At 60.3% G+C, this 18,895-nt stretch carries 14 protein-coding genes; 1 reads left to right on the top strand and 13 read right to left on the bottom strand.

What is annotated here, in order from left to right:
• Nucleotides 1-102 precede the first annotated feature (102 nt).
• The 3 genes from PL640_RS18675 to PL640_RS18665 all read right to left on the bottom strand — a co-directional run bounded on the left by PL640_RS18675 (nt 103) and on the right by PL640_RS18665 (nt 9,208).
• Nucleotides 103-1,407, bottom strand: coding sequence for an HlyD family type I secretion periplasmic adaptor subunit (locus PL640_RS18675; RefSeq protein WP_271363004.1), 1,305 nt, complete (start codon nt 1,405-1,407; stop codon nt 103-105).
• Nucleotides 1,408-1,409: 2 nt separating this feature from the next.
• Nucleotides 1,410-3,161, bottom strand: a complete 1,752-nt coding sequence (locus tag PL640_RS18670) for a type I secretion system permease/ATPase (RefSeq protein WP_271363003.1) — start codon at nt 3,159-3,161, stop codon at nt 1,410-1,412.
• Nucleotides 3,162-3,271: 110 nt separating this feature from the next.
• Nucleotides 3,272-9,208, bottom strand: a complete 5,937-nt coding sequence (locus tag PL640_RS18665) for an Ig-like domain-containing protein (RefSeq protein ID WP_271363002.1) — start codon at nt 9,206-9,208, stop codon at nt 3,272-3,274.
• A gap of 251 nt (nt 9,209-9,459) precedes the next feature.
• Between PL640_RS18665 and PL640_RS18660 the strand changes: the two genes are divergently transcribed.
• Nucleotides 9,460-10,320 (top strand): LysR substrate-binding domain-containing protein, encoded by an 861-nt coding sequence (locus PL640_RS18660; protein ID WP_271363001.1) that lies wholly within the window; start codon nt 9,460-9,462, stop codon nt 10,318-10,320.
• Between the two features lie 29 nt (nt 10,321-10,349).
• Here the strand turns inward: PL640_RS18660 and PL640_RS18655 are convergent, their stop codons facing one another.
• The 10 genes from PL640_RS18655 to PL640_RS18610 form a co-directional block, all read right to left on the bottom strand.
• Nucleotides 10,350-11,045: a NapC/NirT family cytochrome c gene (locus PL640_RS18655; RefSeq protein ID WP_271363047.1), complete on the bottom strand. Its 696-nt coding sequence runs from the start codon at nt 11,043-11,045 to the stop codon at nt 10,350-10,352.
• A 2-nt stretch (nt 11,046-11,047) separates the two neighbouring features.
• The gene (locus PL640_RS18650; protein WP_142842879.1) at nt 11,048-11,539 is read right to left on the bottom strand and encodes a nitrate reductase cytochrome c-type subunit; all 492 of its coding nucleotides are present in this window, start codon (nt 11,537-11,539) and stop codon (nt 11,048-11,050) included.
• Nucleotides 11,509-14,013, bottom strand: a complete 2,505-nt coding sequence (gene napA, locus PL640_RS18645; protein ID WP_271363000.1) for a periplasmic nitrate reductase subunit alpha — start codon at nt 14,011-14,013, stop codon at nt 11,509-11,511. The genes PL640_RS18650 and napA overlap by 31 nt, the downstream gene beginning before the upstream one ends.
• On the bottom strand, nt 13,988-14,275 hold the full coding sequence (locus PL640_RS18640; RefSeq protein WP_052819247.1) for a chaperone NapD: 288 nt from the start codon (nt 14,273-14,275) through the stop codon (nt 13,988-13,990). Before PL640_RS18640 ends, napA begins: the two co-directional genes overlap by 26 nt.
• The gene (locus PL640_RS18635) at nt 14,268-14,768 is read right to left on the bottom strand and encodes a ferredoxin-type protein NapF (RefSeq protein WP_271362999.1); all 501 of its coding nucleotides are present in this window, start codon (nt 14,766-14,768) and stop codon (nt 14,268-14,270) included. Before PL640_RS18635 ends, PL640_RS18640 begins: the two co-directional genes overlap by 8 nt.
• Before the next feature lie 6 nt (nt 14,769-14,774).
• The gene (gene napE, locus PL640_RS18630) at nt 14,775-14,960 is read right to left on the bottom strand and encodes a periplasmic nitrate reductase, NapE protein (RefSeq protein WP_046800942.1); all 186 of its coding nucleotides are present in this window, start codon (nt 14,958-14,960) and stop codon (nt 14,775-14,777) included.
• A 198-nt stretch (nt 14,961-15,158) separates the two neighbouring features.
• On the bottom strand, nt 15,159-16,346 hold the full coding sequence (locus tag PL640_RS18625) for an NnrS family protein (RefSeq protein ID WP_271362997.1): 1,188 nt from the start codon (nt 16,344-16,346) through the stop codon (nt 15,159-15,161).
• Complete coding sequence (locus PL640_RS18620; protein WP_142842883.1) at nt 16,343-17,095, bottom strand: ATP-binding cassette domain-containing protein; 753 nt, start codon at nt 17,093-17,095, stop codon at nt 16,343-16,345. Before PL640_RS18620 ends, PL640_RS18625 begins: the two co-directional genes overlap by 4 nt.
• The gene (locus PL640_RS18615) at nt 17,092-17,901 is read right to left on the bottom strand and encodes an ABC transporter permease (protein WP_142842884.1); all 810 of its coding nucleotides are present in this window, start codon (nt 17,899-17,901) and stop codon (nt 17,092-17,094) included. The genes PL640_RS18620 and PL640_RS18615 overlap by 4 nt, the downstream gene beginning before the upstream one ends.
• Nucleotides 17,902-17,906: 5 nt before the next feature.
• A complete protein-coding gene (locus PL640_RS18610) occupies nt 17,907-18,890 on the bottom strand; it encodes an ABC transporter substrate-binding protein (protein ID WP_271362996.1) in 984 nt (327 codons plus the stop codon).
• Nucleotides 18,891-18,895: the final 5 nt, after the last annotated feature.

The following is an 18,895-nucleotide window of genomic DNA, read 5'->3' as shown; positions in this document are numbered from 1 at the left end:
CCCAGGCTTTGCAGAGCTCCGTCGGCGGTTCGGCACCGCATATGCGAAGGACACGCAGCCTTTATAGACTATCTCCATTTTTTTGTTCGGTGCCGCAGCCTCTCAAACCTCGCGGAACGTCCGGTTGGCCTGATCGAGCAGGGGTTTGAGAAAATACGACAAAACGCTTCTCTCGCCGGTGGTGATAAAGGCCTCCACCGGCATGCCGGGCATCAGGCTGAATTCCCCAAGCCGCTTTATCTGCTCCGGAGACGTTGCAACACGCACCACGTAATGGCTGGCACCCGTTCGCTGATCCACCGTCACATCCGCAGAAATGCGCTCCACCGTTCCGGTGATTTCCGGCGTGGTCTTCTGATTGAAGGCAGAGAAACGCAGGTTTGTCCGCTGACCATAATAGATCTGGTCGATGTCCTGCGGCGCAACCTTGGCCTCGACCACCAGCTTGTCGACCTCAGGAACAATCATCATGATCGGCTCACCGGGTGCCACGACTCCGCCGACGGTGTGCACTGAAAGCTGATGCACGACACCATCCTGCGGCGCGATGATATCGACACGTTTTAGCTGGTCTTCAGCCGCCACGCGCCGCTCGACATATTCGCCGATGCGGGCTTCCATTTCACGCAGATCCGAGCCGACCTCCTCCGACCATTGCTCATCAACCTGGAGGATTTGCAATGCCGTTTCACTGATCTTCGCCTCGACGCCGCCAATGCCCGCCATCAGCCGGCCGATATCCCCTTCGATATCCGTCGCCTGACGCTCCAGCGTGCTGAGCCGACTTCTTTCCATCAGGCCCCTTTCGTGCAGTGAGCGAAAGCGGTTCAATTCCTCATCGACCATCCCTTGCTCGCGGAAATTCGCTGCCCGCTCGGCTTCCATGCCGGTTATCTCATCACGAAGCTGCCGCACGCGCTGTTCGAGCTGGCTTTTTTTGCTTTCACGGACAGCCTTGCGGGTTTCATAAAGACGCTGCTCCGCGTTCATCATCGCGGCAATCTCTGCGTCATCGGCCCGGTCAAGCAAAGCCTGCGGAAACACCACGCTGTCGGCCCGGTCTCGCTCACTTTCAAGCCGCGCCTTGCGGGCGGTGAATTGATCGAGGCTTTTGACGACGATGGCCAGATTGGCCTTGGTCATTGTCGCATCGATGCGCATCACCACGTCACCGGCCTTCACCCGATCGCCGTCGCGCACCATCAGCTCGCTGACGACGCCACCCGCCGGATGCTGGACTTTCTTAAGGCTGGTTTCAACCACCAGCGATCCCTGCGCAATCACCGCGCCGACGATCTCCGTGCCAACCGCCCAGCCGCCGAACAGGCCTGTCAGCGTCAGAAATCCGAGACCTCCGGCAGCTAGGTGATTGCGGATCGAGCGCCTGAGTGTCTGCCATTCATCCATTTTCAAGCCTTTCCTGTTTCCGCCGCCTGCACGACCTTAAGCGCGCCTGCCGTGCCGCCAACCGGGCGCAACACCTTGGCAAGCACCTCCTCTTTCGGACCGAAAGCCTGCTGTCGTCCGTCGGCAAGCATCAGCACCTTGTCCACTGCAAAAAGCGCGCTTGGACGGTGGGCGATGATGACGGCCACGCCGCCACGTTCGCGAACCCCGAGAATGGCTGCGGTCAGCGCATCCTCACCCTCTGAATCGAGGTTGGAATTCGGTTCGTCGAGCACAACCAGAAACGGTTCACCATAAAGCGCTCTGGCAAGGGCGATCCGTTGTTTCTGCCCCGCCGACAATTGCCGTCCGGTTTCTCCGACCTCGGTGGAATAACCATCCGGCAGGCTGACGACGAGATCGTGAATTCGGGCCGCGCGCGCCGCCGCGATGATCTTCTCCGAACGCGCTTCCGGATCGAAGGAGGCGATATTTTCGGCGATCGTGCCGTCCAGCAGTTCGACAGATTGCGGCATGTAGCCGATATGGCGGGCCAAGGCCTCCGCCGGCCATTGGTCGAGCGTCGCACCATCCAGCCGAATGGCACCTTTGAGCGGCCGCCAGAGGCCGACGAGAAGCCGTGCCAGTGAACTCTTGCCGGAGCCGCTTGCGCCGATCACACCAAGGGCGCTGCCGGCTGCGAGTGTGAAGACGATGTCCTGCAGCACCGGTTCAGTCGCTTCGGGCGGCATGGCACCCACCCGCTCGACCGACAGAAGGGCGTGCGGCGCAGGCAGATCCATTCGCGCGTTCCCGTCCGGCAGCAGCGCCAGCGTTTTTTCGAGACGCCGGCGGCTTTGCCGGGCAGCAATGAAACCTTTCCAGTTGGCGATGGCGAGATCGACCGGCGCCAGCGCCCTTGCAGACAGGATGGAACCAGCAATGATGATGCCTGGCGTTGCCTGTTCGTTGATGACGAGCCAGGCACCGACCGCGAGGATGCCGGATTGCAGCAGCATGCGCAGCACCTTGCTTGCCACGCCGAAACCGGAGGCGATATCGCTTGCCGATCTCTGCTCGCGAACATAGGCGCGGTTATCCGCCTGCCAGCGTGCGCGTAGTGGCGAAGCCATTCCCATGACGGAAATAATATCGGCATTACGGCGGCTGGTTTCGGCCAGTCGGTTACGTTTGGCGGAGTGGTGCGCCGCCTCTTCCACCGGACGCCGTGACACCAGCTCCGTCATCAGCGTGAAAATCGTAAGAATGGCGGCGCCGGCAAGTGCGGTGACACCGAGCCAGAAATGAAAAGCGAAGCAGATGGCAATATAAAATGGCAGCCAGGGCAGATCGAACAACGCAAGCGGCCCGCTACCGGACAGGAACGAGCGGATCGTATCGAGATCGCGGAGCGGCTGCGCCTGACGGCCGCTGACGGGCAGGCGCAGCTGAAGGCCGATAACCGCATCGTAGATCTTCGATGACAGCGCCTGATCGAGACGATCGGAAAGCCGCACCAGCAAACGGCCGCGCAGGGCGTCAAACAGGCCTTGAAACGCGTAAAGCACCACGACGATGCCGAACAGGGCGACCAGCGTCGGCAGGCTGCGGCTCGGCAGGACGCGGTCATAGACCTCCATCATGAACAGCGAGCCGGTGAGATAAAGAATATTGACCAGAGCGCTCATCAGCCCGATGCCGATGAAAGCGCCGGCACAGCCGGCGAACACACCCTTGATCTGGCGAACATTGTTATTGGCAGAATGAAAACGCATTTTTACTATCCGTTGAGATCGCGATGGCGGTATCAGCCGGCGATAACGTGCCGGTGACAGGTGCCTGCGAGCGAAAAAAGGCGCATCCGATCGGATGCGCCTTTCATGGTTCAGGCGAAGCGGAAGTCGTCGATGGCGAATTGTTCCGTCTTCACATTGGCGAAGGTGATGGAAGAGCCGTCGTTGAAGGCAATCTCAGCGCCGTTTTCCCCATTGGTAAAGGAGCCGGACGCGATGAGTGCCTGGTAGTCCGCGAAGACATCCTTCGAGAGCTGAACGACATCCTTGCCCTCGGCACCGGCCTCGAAGTCGGTGACGACATCGCGACCATTACCGGCGGCGAAGACGAAGGTGTCGGCACCGCTGCCACCCGTCAGGGTATCATTGCCGGTGCCACCGCTCAGCGTATCATCGCCTGCGCCGCCATTCAGCGTGTCGTTTCCAGCTCCACCGCTTATAACGTCGTTACCGGATCCGCCCATCAGCACGTCATTGCCCGCGCCGCCGTCGATCACATCATTGCCCTCGCCGGCGAGAACACGGTCGTTACCGGCTCCGGCATCCACCATGTCGTTGCCTTCGCCGGCAACCATCGTGTCGTCACCGTCGCCGCCTTCGAGCATATCCTTGCGGCTGGTCCCAATCAGCATGTCGTTGCCATCACCGCCTTCAACGATGTTGTATTCGGTATAGCCGTCCACCGTGACCGTCGTGGTGCCCTCGGCTTCGCCGCCATTTGCGTCACGAACCGTGTAGCTGAGCGTCACGGTCGCCTGCTGCCCATCTTCCAGCGCAGCAAAGGCGGAGGAAGGATCGACAACCAGCTTGCCGTCTGCCACCGAGAAAGCGGCAGCCGCCTGCTGATTGGTTATGGCAAGGCCCGCAACCGCCGTCACGGCGATGCTGACGAGCGCAAGACGGTCACCTTCCACGTCGGTGTCGTTGGCGACGAGATCGAAGACGGCGTTGTCCTTTTCCGAGAGCATAATCCTGTCTGCAACAGCAACAGGCGCGTCGTTGACGGGAGCGACAGTCACGGTCACCACGCTCTCGACGCTGGCGCCCTTACCATCAGAAACAACAACCGTGAAGCTGTCGGTTCCGTTGACATCTGTGTTCGGCGTATAGGCCCATTCACCGGTTGCTGCATCGATCGCGACAGTGCCCTTCGAGGCATTTGCGCCCGTCTTGATGGCATAGGAAAGCGTGTCGCCATCGACGTCGGAGGCGACGATCTTGCCACTTAGGGCGATATCCTCGTCGGTTGTCACGGCGATGGAGGCGGTGACAGGCGCGTCATTGACCGGCTTGATGGTGAAGGCCGCAGTCGCTTCGCTGGAACCGCCGCGACCGTCGGCGATCTTGTAGCTGAAGGACGCCTTGCCGTTGAAATTGGCGGCCGCGGTAAAGCGGATGCCGGTTTCTTCCAGAACCGCCGTTCCGCCAATGACACGGAAAACGCTGGCCACTGCCAATACGTCCAGATCGGCGTCCCTGTCATTCGCAAGCAGGGCGCTGAACGGAATGAGGAAGGACACGGCATCCTCATTGATCGCGGCAAGCGTTTCGGACACCGCGGCCGGACCCCGGTTCACGAGACCCTTGGTGATGGCCTCACGGCCGAGGTTTGTACCATCAGCGAAACGCAGCATTTCGATACCGCCATCCGCCAGCTGGTTGCGCAGCGACAGTTTTTCGCCGCCCGCCAGTTCGATTTCGACGGACTGGCCATATTTGCGCAGAACAGCCTCGCTTCTGTTGATATCGTGCAGGTAAAGAATATCGGTCCCACGAGCTGTCGGCGCAGCCTCGATGATGATGTCGGAACCATCACCGCGCCCGTAACGATAAAGGTCAGATCCATCGCCACCGATCAGCAGATCGTTGCCACGGCCGCCCTCGATGAAATCATCGCCAAGACCACCTGAAATCATGTCGTCGCCGGCATCACCCCAGAGCTTGTCATCACCGGCACCGCCGGAGAGCCCGTCACGGCCAGCGCCACCGATCAGCGCATCATCACCATTGCCGCCGTCCAGACGATCATCGCCCGTTGAGCCGAGGAGCGTATCGTTGCCGTCGTGGCCGAGGATGGTCGCGTCAGCGGTTTTGGCTTCAAGTAAGTCGTGGCCGTCTGTACCGCTGATAATATTTCCTGCATCAAGCCCGGATTTCAGGTCGACGACGGTCAGATTGTCGAAAGTCAAACCGGCATTGCCCCAGGAATAAAGACCGAAGGTACCGGCATCGAGTTCGCGGTCACCGATCGGATAGGCGAACAGCGCCTCGTCATTGAAGAAGGCTGTGATCTTGTCGCCGACGACTTCGGCGCGAAGCTTCATCGCCTGACCGGGCTCGTATTTGCCCGGAACCTGGGCAAGAATTTCCTCGATGCCGTTCTTCATGCGCACGAGGTTGAAGATGCTGCCGGCGCCGTTGCCGGGGCTACGGTCGAGAATGCCGTCGGCATCAAGTTCCAGCTTGTAGTAATTCTTGCTGTCCTTGTAACGGAAGAGGAAGCCGAGGCCGTCCTTGTCCGGGGTCTGGAACGTCGCCTCAACGGCATAATCCGTCCAGGCAAGCGCCGCCGGATCCTGAAACAGCGCATAGGTGCCGAGACGCAGCACGTTGACGCCATCGCCCATCGGGCTCCATCCGCGCTTGTAGTAGTCGGAGTTGGTTGCACCGCTCCAGGTCAGTTCGCGGCTGGCAAGTCCCGTCGTCTGAAGCAGCTTGCCGTTGGAAATCAGCCATTCAGACGACTTGCCATCCGGCCCGATACCGCCGAACTCGCCCTCATCAACGATCTTGAAACGCGCCATTGCCGCGGCGGAAGAGAAATCCTCGGCAACAAGGATTTTCGTCCTTTCGACGACGGTGATGTCGATACGATCGGTTGAAATGGAACCGTTAGCAGCCGTAACCTTGAGGAGCAGTTTATTCACGCCCGCATCGAGGATGACATCGGCCTTCTTACCGGTTGCAACGACATTGCCCTTGAGGTCGGTCCAGGTGAAGTCGGTCAGTTGCTCTGGCCCGAAAGAACCTGATGCGTCGAGTGTCACGGACGCCTTGCCGTCGCCATCGATGTCATAGGTTCTCTGGTCGATACCTGCTTTCGCGGTCGTGACGGCCTTCGTCACTACGATATCGTCAAAAACCGAAGCCCGCTGGCCGCTGGAGTAGACGCCGACGGTGCCGCCGGAAAGCGGCGCGTTCGTATCCACGACAGGACCGCCAAAGACGTTCTTGTCACCGAGGAAGACGTTGATGGAGCCGCCGACCATCGCAACGGTCAGCGGAATTTCCATATTGTAGGGGGTGCCTTCCTTCACCTCGGCAAGCACGACCGACTTTCCGTCGGCGACCTTTACGAGCTGGCGACGGTTCGTTTCGCCATCCATGGCGAAGCGGTAGTAGTTGTTCGCGTCCTTATAATAGAAGTAGACGCCCATCGCATCGTTATCGAGTTGCGTCAGCGTCGCCTCGAAGACGTAGTCGTTCCAGGTCGCTGACTGGGCGCCGATATAAACGAGCTTGTTGCCGGCCGCATCGCTCTGGTCGAAAAGCGCGGCTTCGGGGGCGGCAAGACCAGCGGTCGCGGTCGGACGGGAAAACACCGTGCCCTTCAGCAGGAACCGGCCGGTATTGCCATCGGCAGCCCCGAAATCGGTGGCCCAGCCGTCGGCTTTGCCGTCGTTGAAGTTTTCAATGAGCAGGGTGCGGTCGCCGCGTACCAGAACATCGACTTTATCAGTGGTCTTGACGCCATTGGCGTCCGTTGCCGTGAGCGTCAGCTTGTGCTTGCCAAGAGCGAGATCGACTGAAGCCTCCCTGCCTTCTGCAACGACGTCACCATTTTTGTTTGTCCAGACGAAGCTTTGAATCTCACCAGCCAACAGCGACTTTGCGGCCGACAGGGAGACAGCGGCGGAAGATGCGCCGGTGGAGGCGTTGGCGACGATGTCATCTCCGGCCTCAGCCATGGCCCGCGCCGTGCCGTGGCCGACATGGACGTTCTCGAACACTTCCTGATGGCCGCGATAATAACCGGTCAGGCCATCGCGATCGAGTTCCGGCTTGGTGCGATAACCGTCGAGATAGTCGTCGAAGGCAGTGAAATAGGTTTCGGTGGTGATGCGATTATTGTCGGGATCGATGGTGATCAGGCGCATCGCACCGTTGCCGCCATTATTACCGCGGGATTCGACGCCGTTTCCGGTGATTTCACGCGACACGCCGTTCTGGTAATTGACCAGGAACTGGAAGACGGGCTCGCCATACTGGTTGTAGGTGATGTCGGTTTCCGCGCCGTCGCCGAAAATATGGCCGGAGAAGGTCATGACGATGTTTGGATAACGCGACAGCAGGGCGCGCGCGACATATTCGCCGTCGTTTGCACCCCGCTGATCGGTGCGCATGCCATAGTCGTAACCCGCACCTTCGTCGTAAAGCGGCAGGGCCAGATTATCCTGGCGTGTTGCATAGCTCGTCAGCGAATGGGTGGCGAGCATGACGCGGTGGTCGGGGAATTTCTCGATGACATCGCCCGCCCAGCGGATCACGTCGTCGCGCGGGCCGAATTCGAGCGAGATCGACAGCCATTTGGTGCCGTCAGGCGCGGTAAAGGTGCTGTAGGTATTGCGCGCGGCGGCCTGTTCCTGATCGTAGGCGCCGCCGAAGACGCCGGCATTGGTCGCAGCTTGCTTTTCGGCAGAGAAGCGGCGGTCCAGTTCAACGGAGGTGTGGTCAGCCGCGCTTCCGCCATTAGCCTGATCGTGGTTGCCCGGAAGCAGCGCGTAAGGCACCTTACCGTCAAGCTTGCGCAGCGCCGGTTCGGCGATGTCCCATTCGGCCGGGCGGTTGTTCTGGGTTATATCTCCGACATGGCTCATGAAGACGATTTTGTGGCTATCGCGATTGTCGACCAGCCATTGCGTCATCTCGCCGAACAGGTGCTTGATACCGTCATTGGAGGTATAGTCCTGCGTGTCAGGGAACACTGCGATGGTGTAGGCATTCGGGCCGGCGACACGCACGCGGAAGTCGTCCGTAACGCTCTTGCCGGCGCTGTCAGTTGCCGTCACGCGGATATCGGAATGACCAAGGGCGGCAAAATCGAGCGTCAGCTTGTTGCCGTCCGTCAATACCGCATCCACAGTCTCGTTCTTACTGTTCTGAACCGTAAATGTGAGCTTCTCACCGGAGAAATGCTTCGACAGATCGATGGTCACATTCGCCGTATCCGGCGTAACCATCATGTCCTTTATCGCAGACGTTTTAATAACTGCGGCCGTATCGACTGCGGGTTTTTCACCGATGGCAAGAATACCGGCCTGGGCCGGTGTCTTAAATTCCAGGGTCGTGCCTTTACCAGTGACTGTACCACCTCCCATAACCGGTGAGGCCGAGCCTTCGGCGAAACGGGTTTCGAGGACGCCAACCTTTTCGGCCTCCACCTTCATCTCGACCGGCAAAATGCCCGTGGCCTTGGGGCCTCCGAGATAGGATACCTCGTCAGCAGTCAGAGCCTGTTTGAGGAACAGGAAATTGCTAAGATAACCGGGCGAAGTCTCACCATCCTCGTCAGAGAAGATCAGGAAGCCCTTGGACATGTCGATGGCGAAGCGACCAGCAGCGGATGCCGCGATCTTCTGCTCGGCGACGAATTCTCCATTAATATATTTCTTCATCGAAACCGCACCGCTGGCGTCCGTTTCGATTGTCAGGCCTATGCGGTTCCACGCGTCCAGTCTGGCGGTGCCGCGATAATCGCTGCTGATGCCGAGACCATAGCTGTCACCGCTTGCCTTGCCGAAAATATCACCGTCGCTGACGTTGGTAAGGTCGGTCTGCAGAAATGGCATCCAACCGGAGGAGCCATTCTTCGGGAAATAAACGTCATAAACGAGGCTGTAGGACGTCGCCATGCCGGTACCATTCGGCGAGACCAGAATGCCCTGTTGCTGCGACAGCCGCGGAATGGCCAGCAGCCAGTCGGAAGAGGATTCGATGGGATTGGCGATCGGATTTTGGGAGGTCGTCATCTCATTGGCCTTTTTGCGTGAAACGGGTTGGCCCTTTGGCCATGCCGGTACGATTAAGGACGGGGACTAACGCGCCGATGACGAATTCCTAACAAAGTGTAAACGCGCCATAGCGTTTTCCCATGCCCGCCATCGGTTTCGCAGCGGGGTAAACGAAACCTTCCCGCAGGCGTCATGGAGTTGTCAGCGTTTTCACCGATAGTTACTTCGCATCGGTCCAGTCGTGTCGACCGGCGGCAGAACAGGACCCCATGTCGACCACGCAGCTGAAGGCCTTTCATATCGTCGCGCAATCGGGCGGTTTTTCCCAGGCTGCACGGGACATGGCGATAAGCCAGTCCACGCTTTCGGCCCATGTTCGGGAGCTGGAGGCGATCAGCGGCGTGAACCTTCTGGAAAGAAAACCGCGGGGGGTGAGCCTCAGTCCGCAGGGCGAACGCCTGTTCGAAATCACCGCTCGCCTGTTCCAGGCGGAAAATGAGGCGAAGGCCCTGCTTCGCGGTGGAGAAAGTGCCGCGGGCGGGCACCTGCGCGTTGCAGCCGATGGCCCCATCCTGCCGCTTCCCATTCTTTCGCGGCTGAAGGCCGAGCGGCCGCAACTGACCTTTTCCCTTTCGGTCGACAATTCGGCACGGGTAGTGGAGCAGATCATCGACTACCGGGCCGATGTCGCCATCACCGCCCGCGCACCCGACGATCCGCGCCTTTACGGTGTCAAATTTCTCAGCATGCGGCTTGGTTTATGCGTACCCGTCTCGCATCCGCTGGCTGCGCGGCAGAACGTCCTTATGGCCGAACTGGAAGGCCTGTCCTTCGTCATGCGCGAGCGTGGATCGCGCACGCGTGAAATCTTCGAAAAGAACCTCGCCGATCACGGCATCTCCATCCAGCCGGTGATCGAAATCTCCTCCAGAGAAGGCGTGCGGGAAGCGATTGCCAACGGGGTGGGGTGCGGTGTGGTCGCCGATCTGGAGTTCGGCCACGATGCGCGACTTTCCTTCGTTCCTCTGGGCGACGCCCGCGAACTGATCGACGAATACGCCGTCTGCCTTGCCGAGAGGCGGCATCTGCCCCTATTGCGCCGGTTCATCGAGGAAGCCGGACGGGTCTGACCCCGGCTTCCCATGCCCGCATCTGATGCTCAGAAAACGTTCCTGTGCACATCGCTCATGGCGCGGCGCAAGTCATCGACCGCAGACGCCGTCTGTCCCGGTTCACCGTTGAGCGCCGGCGGCATTTTCCAGCCGGGATCGATGCCTTCCATATTCGGCAATTCATGGGCGATGCCCTTGTGGCAATCGATGCAGGTGGCCTTGCCCGTCAGCAGATATTTTGAATGGATGTCGGCAGCACGCTGCGTCTGCTTGGTAAAGTCCATGGCGGCGGAGGAATGGCAATTGCGGCATTCCAGGCTGTCATTGGCTTTGAGGCGCGACCATTCGTGTTGTGCAAGCTCAAGGCGATGGTCGAGAAACTTCTTGCGCGTATCGATGGTGCCAAAGATCTTGCCCCAGACCTCCTTGGAAGCCTGCATCTTGCGGGCAATCTTGTCGGTCCATTCATGCGGCACATGGCAATCCGGGCAGGAGGCGCGCACGCCGGAACGGTTGGAGAAATGCACCGTCCGCGTCAGCTCTTCATAAACATTCGCCCGCATCTCGTGACAGGAAATGCAGAATGCCTCCTTGTTGGTCATTTCGAGCGCGGTGTTGAAGGCGCCCCAGAACATCACCCCGCCAACGAAGCCGCCGAGGGTTAGAAAAGCAAGGCTGAGCGTGGCGGCCGGCGTCGTCAGAACCACCCACAGCCAGGCGAGGAGCTTTTTCACACGGGCGATCATCATTCGCTACCCGCCGGTTTGACACCCATTTCGCTCATGTCCTGAAAGGTGTTGGGCACGAGCGGCCGCGTATCGGCTTGCGGCACATGGCAGGCTGTGCAGAAATAGCGACGTGGTGAAACATCCGCCAGCATCTGGCCTTCCCGCGTCATGTAATGGGTGACGCTGATCATCGGCGCGCCGGAGTCCTGCGTGAATTCGCGCTTGTGACAGGACAGACAGCGGTTGGTATTGACCGAAAGCTGGTAGCCGTCGATCGAATGCGGGATGACCGGCGGCTGCTCTGGATAGGCGCGCATGCGCCTGAAATCGTCAATCACCCATTTCGGCAAGGGTTTTGCCGGCTCGGTCCTCATGGCATCGCCGCGCGGGCCGGACAATTCCGGCACCATCTGCGCAACGGCTCCCGTCGCCAGCGCCACGACCAGAAGCGTGGCGGCGATCCATCCGTGTTTCCTGATCATGCGACTGGCTCTATCTTGACTGCGCATTTCTTGAAATCCGTCTGCTTGGAGATGGGATCGGTTGCGTCGAGAGTCACCTTGTTGATCAACTGGCTGGCGTCGAACCAGGGAACGAAGATGACGCCGGGCGGCATGCGGTTGCGGCCGCGCGTTTCCACGCGGGAGCGGATTTCGCCACGGCGCGAGACGATGCGGATTTCCGCACCCTGATTGAGCCCGCGCTTGCGCGCATCCGCGGCATTCATGAAACAGCGCGCCCCGGGAAAGGCCTTGTAGAGTTCCGGCACGCGCATGGTCATGGAGCCGGAATGCCAATGCTCCAGCACGCGGCCCGTCACCAGCCAGGTGTCGAATTCCTCATCGGGAGATTCCGCCGGCGGCTCGTAAGGCACGGCGATGATGACCGCCTTGCCATCCTTGTTGCCGTAGAACTTCACGCCTTCACCCGGTTTGACGTAGGGGTCGTAACCCTCGCGGTAACGCCACAGCGTTTCCTTGCCGTCCACCACAGGCCAGCGCATGCCGCGCACCTCGTGATAGGCATCGTAAGGCGCCAGATCGTGGCCGTGACCGCGCCCGAAAGCGGCATATTCCTCAAACAGACCCTTTTGCAGGTAGAAACCGAAATCCGTGGATTCCTGGTTCTTGTAATACGCATTGATCTCGCTCAGCGGGAACTTGCCGACATCGCAATCCTTGTAGAGAACCTCAAACAGCGTTTTGCCGCGATAGTCCGGATTGGCGTCCAGCAGTTCCGCCGGCCACACCTCGTCGGTGGTGAAGCGCTTGGAAAACTCCACCAGCTGCCACAGATCGGAACGCGCCTCGCCCGACGCCTCAACCAGCTGGTGCCAGACATGGGTGCGCCGCTCGGCATTGCCATAGGCCCCTTCCTTCTCCACCCACATGGCGGCGGGCAGAATGAGGTCGGCGCTCATGGCGGTGATGGTCGGATAAGCATCCGAGACCACGATGAAGTTTTCGGGATTGCGATAACCGAGATAGGTCTCGTTCTTGGTGTTGGGACCGGCCTGAACGTTGTTGTTGACCTGTACCCAATAGAAATTCAGCTTGCCGTCATGCAGCATGCGATCCTGCTGCACGGCGTGGTAACCCGGCTTTTCCGGGATGACACCGTGCGGTATGCGCCAGATTTCTTCGGCATGTTTGCGGTGTTCCGGGTTGGTCACCGTCATGTCGGCCGGCAGGCGGTGGGCAAAGGTTCCCACCTCACGCGCCGTGCCGCAGGCCGATGGCTGGCCGGTGAGCGAGAACGGGCTGTTGCCCGGCTCGGAAATCTTGCCGGTCAGAAGGTGGATATTGTAGACCATCTGGTTGGCCCAGACGCCGCGCACATGCTGGTTGAAACCCATGGTCCACAGCGACATGACCTTGCGGTTCGGGTCGGCATAAAGCTCGGCCAGTTCTTCCAGGAAGCCGGCTTCCACCCCGGTCATGGCGGCGGTTTTTTCCAGCGTGTATTCGGAGACGAATTCCTTGAAGGTCTCGAAATCGATCGCTTCCGTCTTGGTCGGATCGGCGGAATTGGCGGCATTCACCTCCACCGGATTGTCGGGCCGCAGGCCATAACCGATATCGGTGACACCACGCACGAATTTCGTGTGGTTCTTCACGAAGTCTTCGTTGACGCGGCCGGTCTTGATGATGTGGTTGGCGATGTAATTGAGGATGACGAGGTCCGTACCCGGTTTGAAGATGATCGGAACATCGGCCAGATCCATGCTGCGATGGGTGAAGGTCGAAAGCACCGCCACCTTCACGTGGTCAAAGCCCAGACGCCGGTCGGCAATGCGGGTCCACAGAATGGGATGCATCTCCGCCATGTTCGAGCCCCAGAGCACGAAAGCATCGGCGTGTTCGAAATCGTCGTAACAGCCCATCGGCTCGTCCATGCCGAAGGTGCGCATGAAGGCGTAAGCGGCCGAAGCCATGCAGTGACGGGCATTGGGATCAAGATTGTTGGAGCGGAAACCGGCGCGCATCAGCTTGGTTGCCGCATAACCTTCGAAGATCGTCCACTGGCCCGAGCCGAACATGCCGACGGCTGTCGGCCCCTTCTCCTTCAACACCCGCTTGCACTGCTGCGCCATCACGTCGAAGGCCTCGTCCCAGCTCACCGGCTCGAACTCGCCATCCTTGGCGTAGACGCCGTTCCTCTTGCGCAGAAGCGGGGTCTGCAGCCGGTCCTTGCCGTACATGATCTTGGACAGGAAATAGCCCTTGATGCAGTTGAGGCCACGATTGACCTCCGCCTGCATGTCGCCATGGGTGGCGACAACCTTGCCTTCCTTGACGCCAACCATGACGCCGCAGCCTGTGCCGCAGAAACGACAGGGCGCCTTGGACCATTTGATCTGCAATGCGGAAACACCGCCCGGCACCGGCTGGGCGGCGGCCGGCAGCGCAATGCCCGCCGTTGCCGCCGCAATGCCGGCGGCATGGGCCTTCAATAGATCACGCCGCGTCAGTTCGCTGCTCATCGCCGCCTGTCTCCTCTGTGTCGACGTGTTCGAAAACCATGTTGGCGGCAATCACACCGTCGAGTGTCGAAATATAAGTGAGCGTATCGCCCAACATGCCGGTGCTCGTGCCGTCTATGACGATGACAATCTTGCCGTTGCCCTCGCCATGAACCTCGACATTGTCGAGCGTTAAAAGCGTTGCGAACACGGCGTCCCGCATCTGCGGCATCACCGCCACGACAGCGCTTGAGACATGATACCGGCCTGTATTTTCAGGCATATTGCATCTCCGTGGCTGTTTCCTTGATCTTGATCACACCCGTCGGGCAGACGGACACACAGGCCCCGCAGCCGGTGCAGGCATCCTCAATAAGCTCGGGCACGAAGGGGCCGCCGCGGCGGGGGTGAAACCGGATGGCCTCGGTCGGACAGGCATCGCGGCAGGCCTGACAATCGACATTGCCGAAGGCGAGACACCCATCGCCAATCGCCATGACATGATCGAAGCGCTGCGCCGCAGGGACGGCAAAAACCGGCTCGGGACAGGCTTCCGCGCATTTGCCGCAAAAGGTGCATTCCCCGGCCGAGAAATCGACCGAAGGCGAGCCGCCCGACATGGTGATGATGCCGGTGGGACAGGCTTCAACGCATTTTGCGCAACCGCTGCAGGCGGCGAGGTCGCTCAACGCGACCCCGGGGGGACAGATACGTGTTTCCCGTTTTTGTCCGCCGCGCAGAAAATCACGCCGGCTGAGAGAGACTTGCATCGTCATTCGCCCTCAATGGCCGGGCGGCCCCGGCGGCCCGTAAATGATCTGGAACATCCAGACGATGAAGCCATAGGCTCCGACAAATCCGACCGCCAGCACAGGCCAGATCCCAAAGGCCAGAACGGCGAAGGTAATAAGCTCCCTCGTCCTGCTCGGCTTTCCATCTGCGTGTAGAGGCGCGACTATTTTGGGCATATTCGCGTTTCCCTGTTCGGTTCGAGTTATCATCGGCCAAAAGGCAGAAATATTCAACCACTTGATTTTATTGATTATTTATTAGAAATAACATTCATCAATAGTGCTGGCCTAAGTCACTGATTTCATATTGCGCTTTTGCCGAAAAAATAATCAGGCCACACGAAAGCGTCGAAGGCGGGAGGAGCACGTTGCGCCTCAGCCGCAAGCTCCCGCTGCATCAACTCCGGGCGCACGCATGAAGGGCAGGAAGCCCTGAAGCCAGACCCCGAAACTTGCCGCCCACAGGATAGCACTGAGGCCGTGATGATAGGGTGACAGGAATGCTGCGAAATCGAATTCCGGCAGGATGCGGATCAGCCCGGCCGCCACCATCAAGGCGGCGGCACCATGCGCCTGCCACGGCAGATGCGTCAGGTTGCGTCCGGTGTGCCGCAGCCCGGCGATGATGAACACGGCCATGATGGCGCAGCCAAGTGCGCCCACCGACAACAGGTGCAGGCCAGCGGCGGGCGTGACGGAAAAACCGAGCCGCACCGCCCCGAGCGCCAGAAAACCCGCACCGGCAAAGGCATTGCCGAGGCCGAGCAGCAGCACCTCGGTCTTGAAGGCGGCACGCCCGATGAACCACTCTGCCAGTCGGTCAAAAAACGCCGCACCGGCCGCCAGCGCCAACCAGGCGCAGACATCGCTTTCCGGAAAGAAGAGTTTCGCCACTATGTAAAGCGTCACCATGGCGCCCGCCATGTGCTGGCGGCCGGGATGGGGCCGGTAAGGCGTGGTCTCGCCGCTCGGATCGAGCGCCAGATTGATGACGACCACATTGATGCGCGCCGCCGAGAGCGAAAACAGCACGGTGAAGATGCACAGCGCCGCCTCCAGACAGCGAGCTGCGAGTTCCAGATCACCGATCCACCAGGCATAGCGCACGCCGGTCTCCATCGCCGCAAACAGAATGAGCCAGACGAGGAACGCCAGATGTTTCGTCGTTCGCCGCACGAGCATCGCCTTGCCGATAAGGACGGAGAGCGCGAGTAGAAACGCCAGATCAAAAAAGCCCGCCAGCAGGCTCCACCCATCGGCCCCCACGAAACCGATCAGGCGAGCCGGCAGCCAGAGACCGGCAAAATAAACAAGTGTGCGACCCGCCGCCGCTTTCGTATCGGTCCATTCAGGCACTGCCGAGCCGAGAAAACCCGCGAGCGCCATGCCATAGGTGCCGAAAATCATCTCATGGGCATGCCATTGCGAGGGCGGAACGGCATCGGCAAAAGGTAAGGCGTAGCCGCCGATGACGACCCACAAGAACGGCCAGATCGCGCCATGCAGGGCGGCCAAAGGGAAAAACAGCCGCAGGGCTTCCGAAAGGATTGGTGGCTGTCTCATCGCATCCGCTCCTTTGCCGAAAACAATTCGGCGAAAGCCGGGCTCTCGGACAGGAATTCCACTTCGTCGAACACTGCGCGCGCCATGCGCCGCCCCGGCGAACCGGCCGGAGTATGTGCGGCAACAACGCGGCCATCGACGCCTGAGAGCACGATCAGCCTGTCGGCCACCAACAGCGCTTCATGAAGATCATGCGTGACGAGAAGCGTGGAGAAACCACGCCGACGAGCAGCATCCACGAGAAGTTCCTGCAAATGCCGGCGCAGGCCGACATCAACGGCACTGAAGGGTTCGTCCAGAAACAGCATGTCCGGTTCCACGGCAAGCGCCCGCGCCACCCCGGCACGCTGGCGCATGCCGCCGGAAAGCTCGACCGGATATTTGTGAAAATCCGTCTCTTCCAGACCGACTTCCAGGGCAAACTGCCCGGCGGTTTCCCGCCGTTGCCGTTTTGGCATTCCGGCTGCCGCAAGGCCATAAGCGATATTGTCGATCAACGTCATCCACGGCAGCAACCGCGGCTCCTGAAACACCAGGCCCTGCCTGCGGTAATTGCGCCGCACTCGGCCGCGAACGGGATCGATGATACCCGCCGCGATCTGCAAAATCGTCGTCTTGCCGCTGCCGGAAGGGCCGAGCAACGCCACGGTTTCCCCCGGTGCGATGCGGAGATCGAAATTCTCGAACAGGCTGCGGCCGAGAAAGGCGTGGCCGACATGCTCGAAACTCAAGGCAGAATGGTCGCTCATCGTTTGACACCCCATGGCAATCCGGCGGCGCGCCAGCGTTCCAGCGCTTCGCGCAGCAGATGCAGCAGGCCGTAATCGGTGATGAGCGCCAGCGCGACGGTGATGGTGAGCCAGGCGCTCACCTGCGCGATATCGAACAGCGCCCGTGCAGTGGCCAGTTCACCGCCGATGCCGCCGGAATTCGATAGAAGCTCCGCCATGACAGTTACTTTCCAGGCGCTTCCGGCCGTGGTCGTCCATGCCGGAAAGAGATAGGAAAGCACATGCGGCATGGTGACGGTGCGCAGCCGGTAAAACCACGAAGCGCCAAAGGCCTGCGCCATCACCTCCAGCTGACGGTCGCGCTTGGCCACTCCTTCCAGCGCGCCCGCGAAGGAAACGGGCGCTGAAGCAATGACCACAGTCATGACGGCCGTGCCGCCAGACGAACCGAACCAGATGAGCGCCAGCACAATCCAGCCGATGGGCGGCACGCCGAGCAGGACGGTGACAACAGGCTTCATCAGCCGCATAGCAGCGAATGAATAGCCTGCCAGTAGGCCTGCAACCGTTCCGATGCCGGCGGCAATGGCAAAACCGGTCAATGCCCTGATGGCGCTTTGCGACAGGATGGCGAAGAAATCCGGCCGCGCCGCCAGAAGCCCGATTGCCGCGAAAGTCTCCCCCGGCGAGGGCAGGATGAAGGAGCCGTAAATCTCATGCCCGGCCTGCCAGGCGGCGAGAAAACAGAAAATGCCGGAAAGCCCGGCCCAGCCCGCCCAGAGATAGCGACCGGTCCAGCCAAGACTTTCAAGAATGCGGTTCATGCCTGCTACACCAGATAAAAGCCGTCATCCGGCCGCCGGCCGCCGATGATTGCCGGGTCGGCCTTGGCGAGTTCATCGTAAAATGCCTCGAGATCGGCGCGTGCCGCACTTGCCTTAAATGCCGACAAATGGCTTGTCGGGAAGGAGGCGGCGATGATTTCCGGCGGGAAACCGAGGGCATCGGCCGCAGCCGCGGCCGCCGTTTGCGGGTCAGCTGTGGCACTGGCAAGTGCCGCTTCCATTCCCGCCTGCAAAGCCTCTATACCCGCCTTGCCGAGCTTTTGCTGAACCTGCGACGTCAGGGCAAGGCCCGCCTGCGGGATTTCCGGCTTGCCCGCCACCTTTGCCCATTCCTTCTGGACATCGATGGTGCGGTGAACGGTCATGAAAAACGACTTTGCCTTGATCAGCACAGCGGTCGCGGCCGGTTCACTCAGCAGGGCCGCATCTACCCGCCCCGTCAGCAGCAATTGCACGGCTTCCGGTGGCGAAGCGGCATATTCCAGCTTGATATCGCCGGGCTTCAAGCCTTTTTCAGCGACCAGCCGGCGCAGAACGAAATCGGGCATATCGTTCTTGAACGGCAGAGCCAGCGTCTTGCCGGAAAGGCTTTCGAGCGACGTCAGCGTCTCGTCCTTCGACACAATGTAGAGCAGACCCGTTGTCAGCACGTTCAAAAGCCCAAGGCCGAGGCCGCGATTATGGAGATTGGCAGCACCGTAACTCGGCATCACCACCGCTCCCATGGAGCCGGAGGCGACGGCGGCGCGCATTTCATCCGGCGTTTTCCATGCCTTGAAGACGGCCCCAGGCGCGACATCCTTCAGGAAACCGCCTTTTACGGCATGCGCCAGAACCGCCGAAGGTGCTGCGGGCGGACCGTAAAAGACAAGCGGAGCTTCTGCTTTCAAAATCGACGGCGCAGCAAGGCCCGCAACGGTCAGCCCGGAAAGCAGCGACAGCGCCCGGCGTCGTGTGTAACTCGTCATGATCA

This window comes from Agrobacterium sp. ST15.16.024, assembly GCF_027956545.1.
Taxonomy (GTDB): domain Bacteria; phylum Pseudomonadota; class Alphaproteobacteria; order Rhizobiales; family Rhizobiaceae; genus Agrobacterium; species Agrobacterium cucumeris.
The sequence above is the reverse complement of the archived record's forward strand: the minus strand, read 5'-3'. Positions and strand labels throughout refer to the sequence as shown.

Bases quoted from the DNA above. Each gene is read 5' to 3' on its own strand.
- PL640_RS18675 (WP_271363004.1), bottom strand. From the start codon at position 1,407: ATGGATGAATGGCAGACACTCAGGCGCTCGATCCGCAATCACCTAGCT.
- PL640_RS18670 (WP_271363003.1), bottom strand. From the start codon at position 3,161: ATGCGTTTTCATTCTGCCAATAACAATGTTCGCCAGATCAAGGGTGTG.
- PL640_RS18665 (WP_271363002.1), bottom strand. From the start codon at position 9,208: ATGACGACCTCCCAAAATCCGATCGCCAATCCCATCGAATCCTCTTCC.
- PL640_RS18660 (WP_271363001.1), top strand. From the start codon at position 9,460: ATGTCGACCACGCAGCTGAAGGCCTTTCATATCGTCGCGCAATCGGGC.
- PL640_RS18650 (WP_142842879.1), bottom strand. From the start codon at position 11,539: ATGCGCAGTCAAGATAGAGCCAGTCGCATGATCAGGAAACACGGATGG.
- napA (WP_271363000.1), bottom strand. From the start codon at position 14,013: ATGAGCAGCGAACTGACGCGGCGTGATCTATTGAAGGCCCATGCCGCC.
- PL640_RS18640 (WP_052819247.1), bottom strand. From the start codon at position 14,275: ATGCCTGAAAATACAGGCCGGTATCATGTCTCAAGCGCTGTCGTGGCG.
- PL640_RS18635 (WP_271362999.1), bottom strand. From the start codon at position 14,768: ATGACGATGCAAGTCTCTCTCAGCCGGCGTGATTTTCTGCGCGGCGGA.
- napE (WP_046800942.1), bottom strand. From the start codon at position 14,960: ATGCCCAAAATAGTCGCGCCTCTACACGCAGATGGAAAGCCGAGCAGG.
- PL640_RS18625 (WP_271362997.1), bottom strand. From the start codon at position 16,346: ATGAGACAGCCACCAATCCTTTCGGAAGCCCTGCGGCTGTTTTTCCCT.
- PL640_RS18620 (WP_142842883.1), bottom strand. From the start codon at position 17,095: ATGAGCGACCATTCTGCCTTGAGTTTCGAGCATGTCGGCCACGCCTTT.
- PL640_RS18615 (WP_142842884.1), bottom strand. From the start codon at position 17,901: ATGAACCGCATTCTTGAAAGTCTTGGCTGGACCGGTCGCTATCTCTGG.
- PL640_RS18610 (WP_271362996.1), bottom strand. From the start codon at position 18,890: ATGACGAGTTACACACGACGCCGGGCGCTGTCGCTGCTTTCCGGGCTG.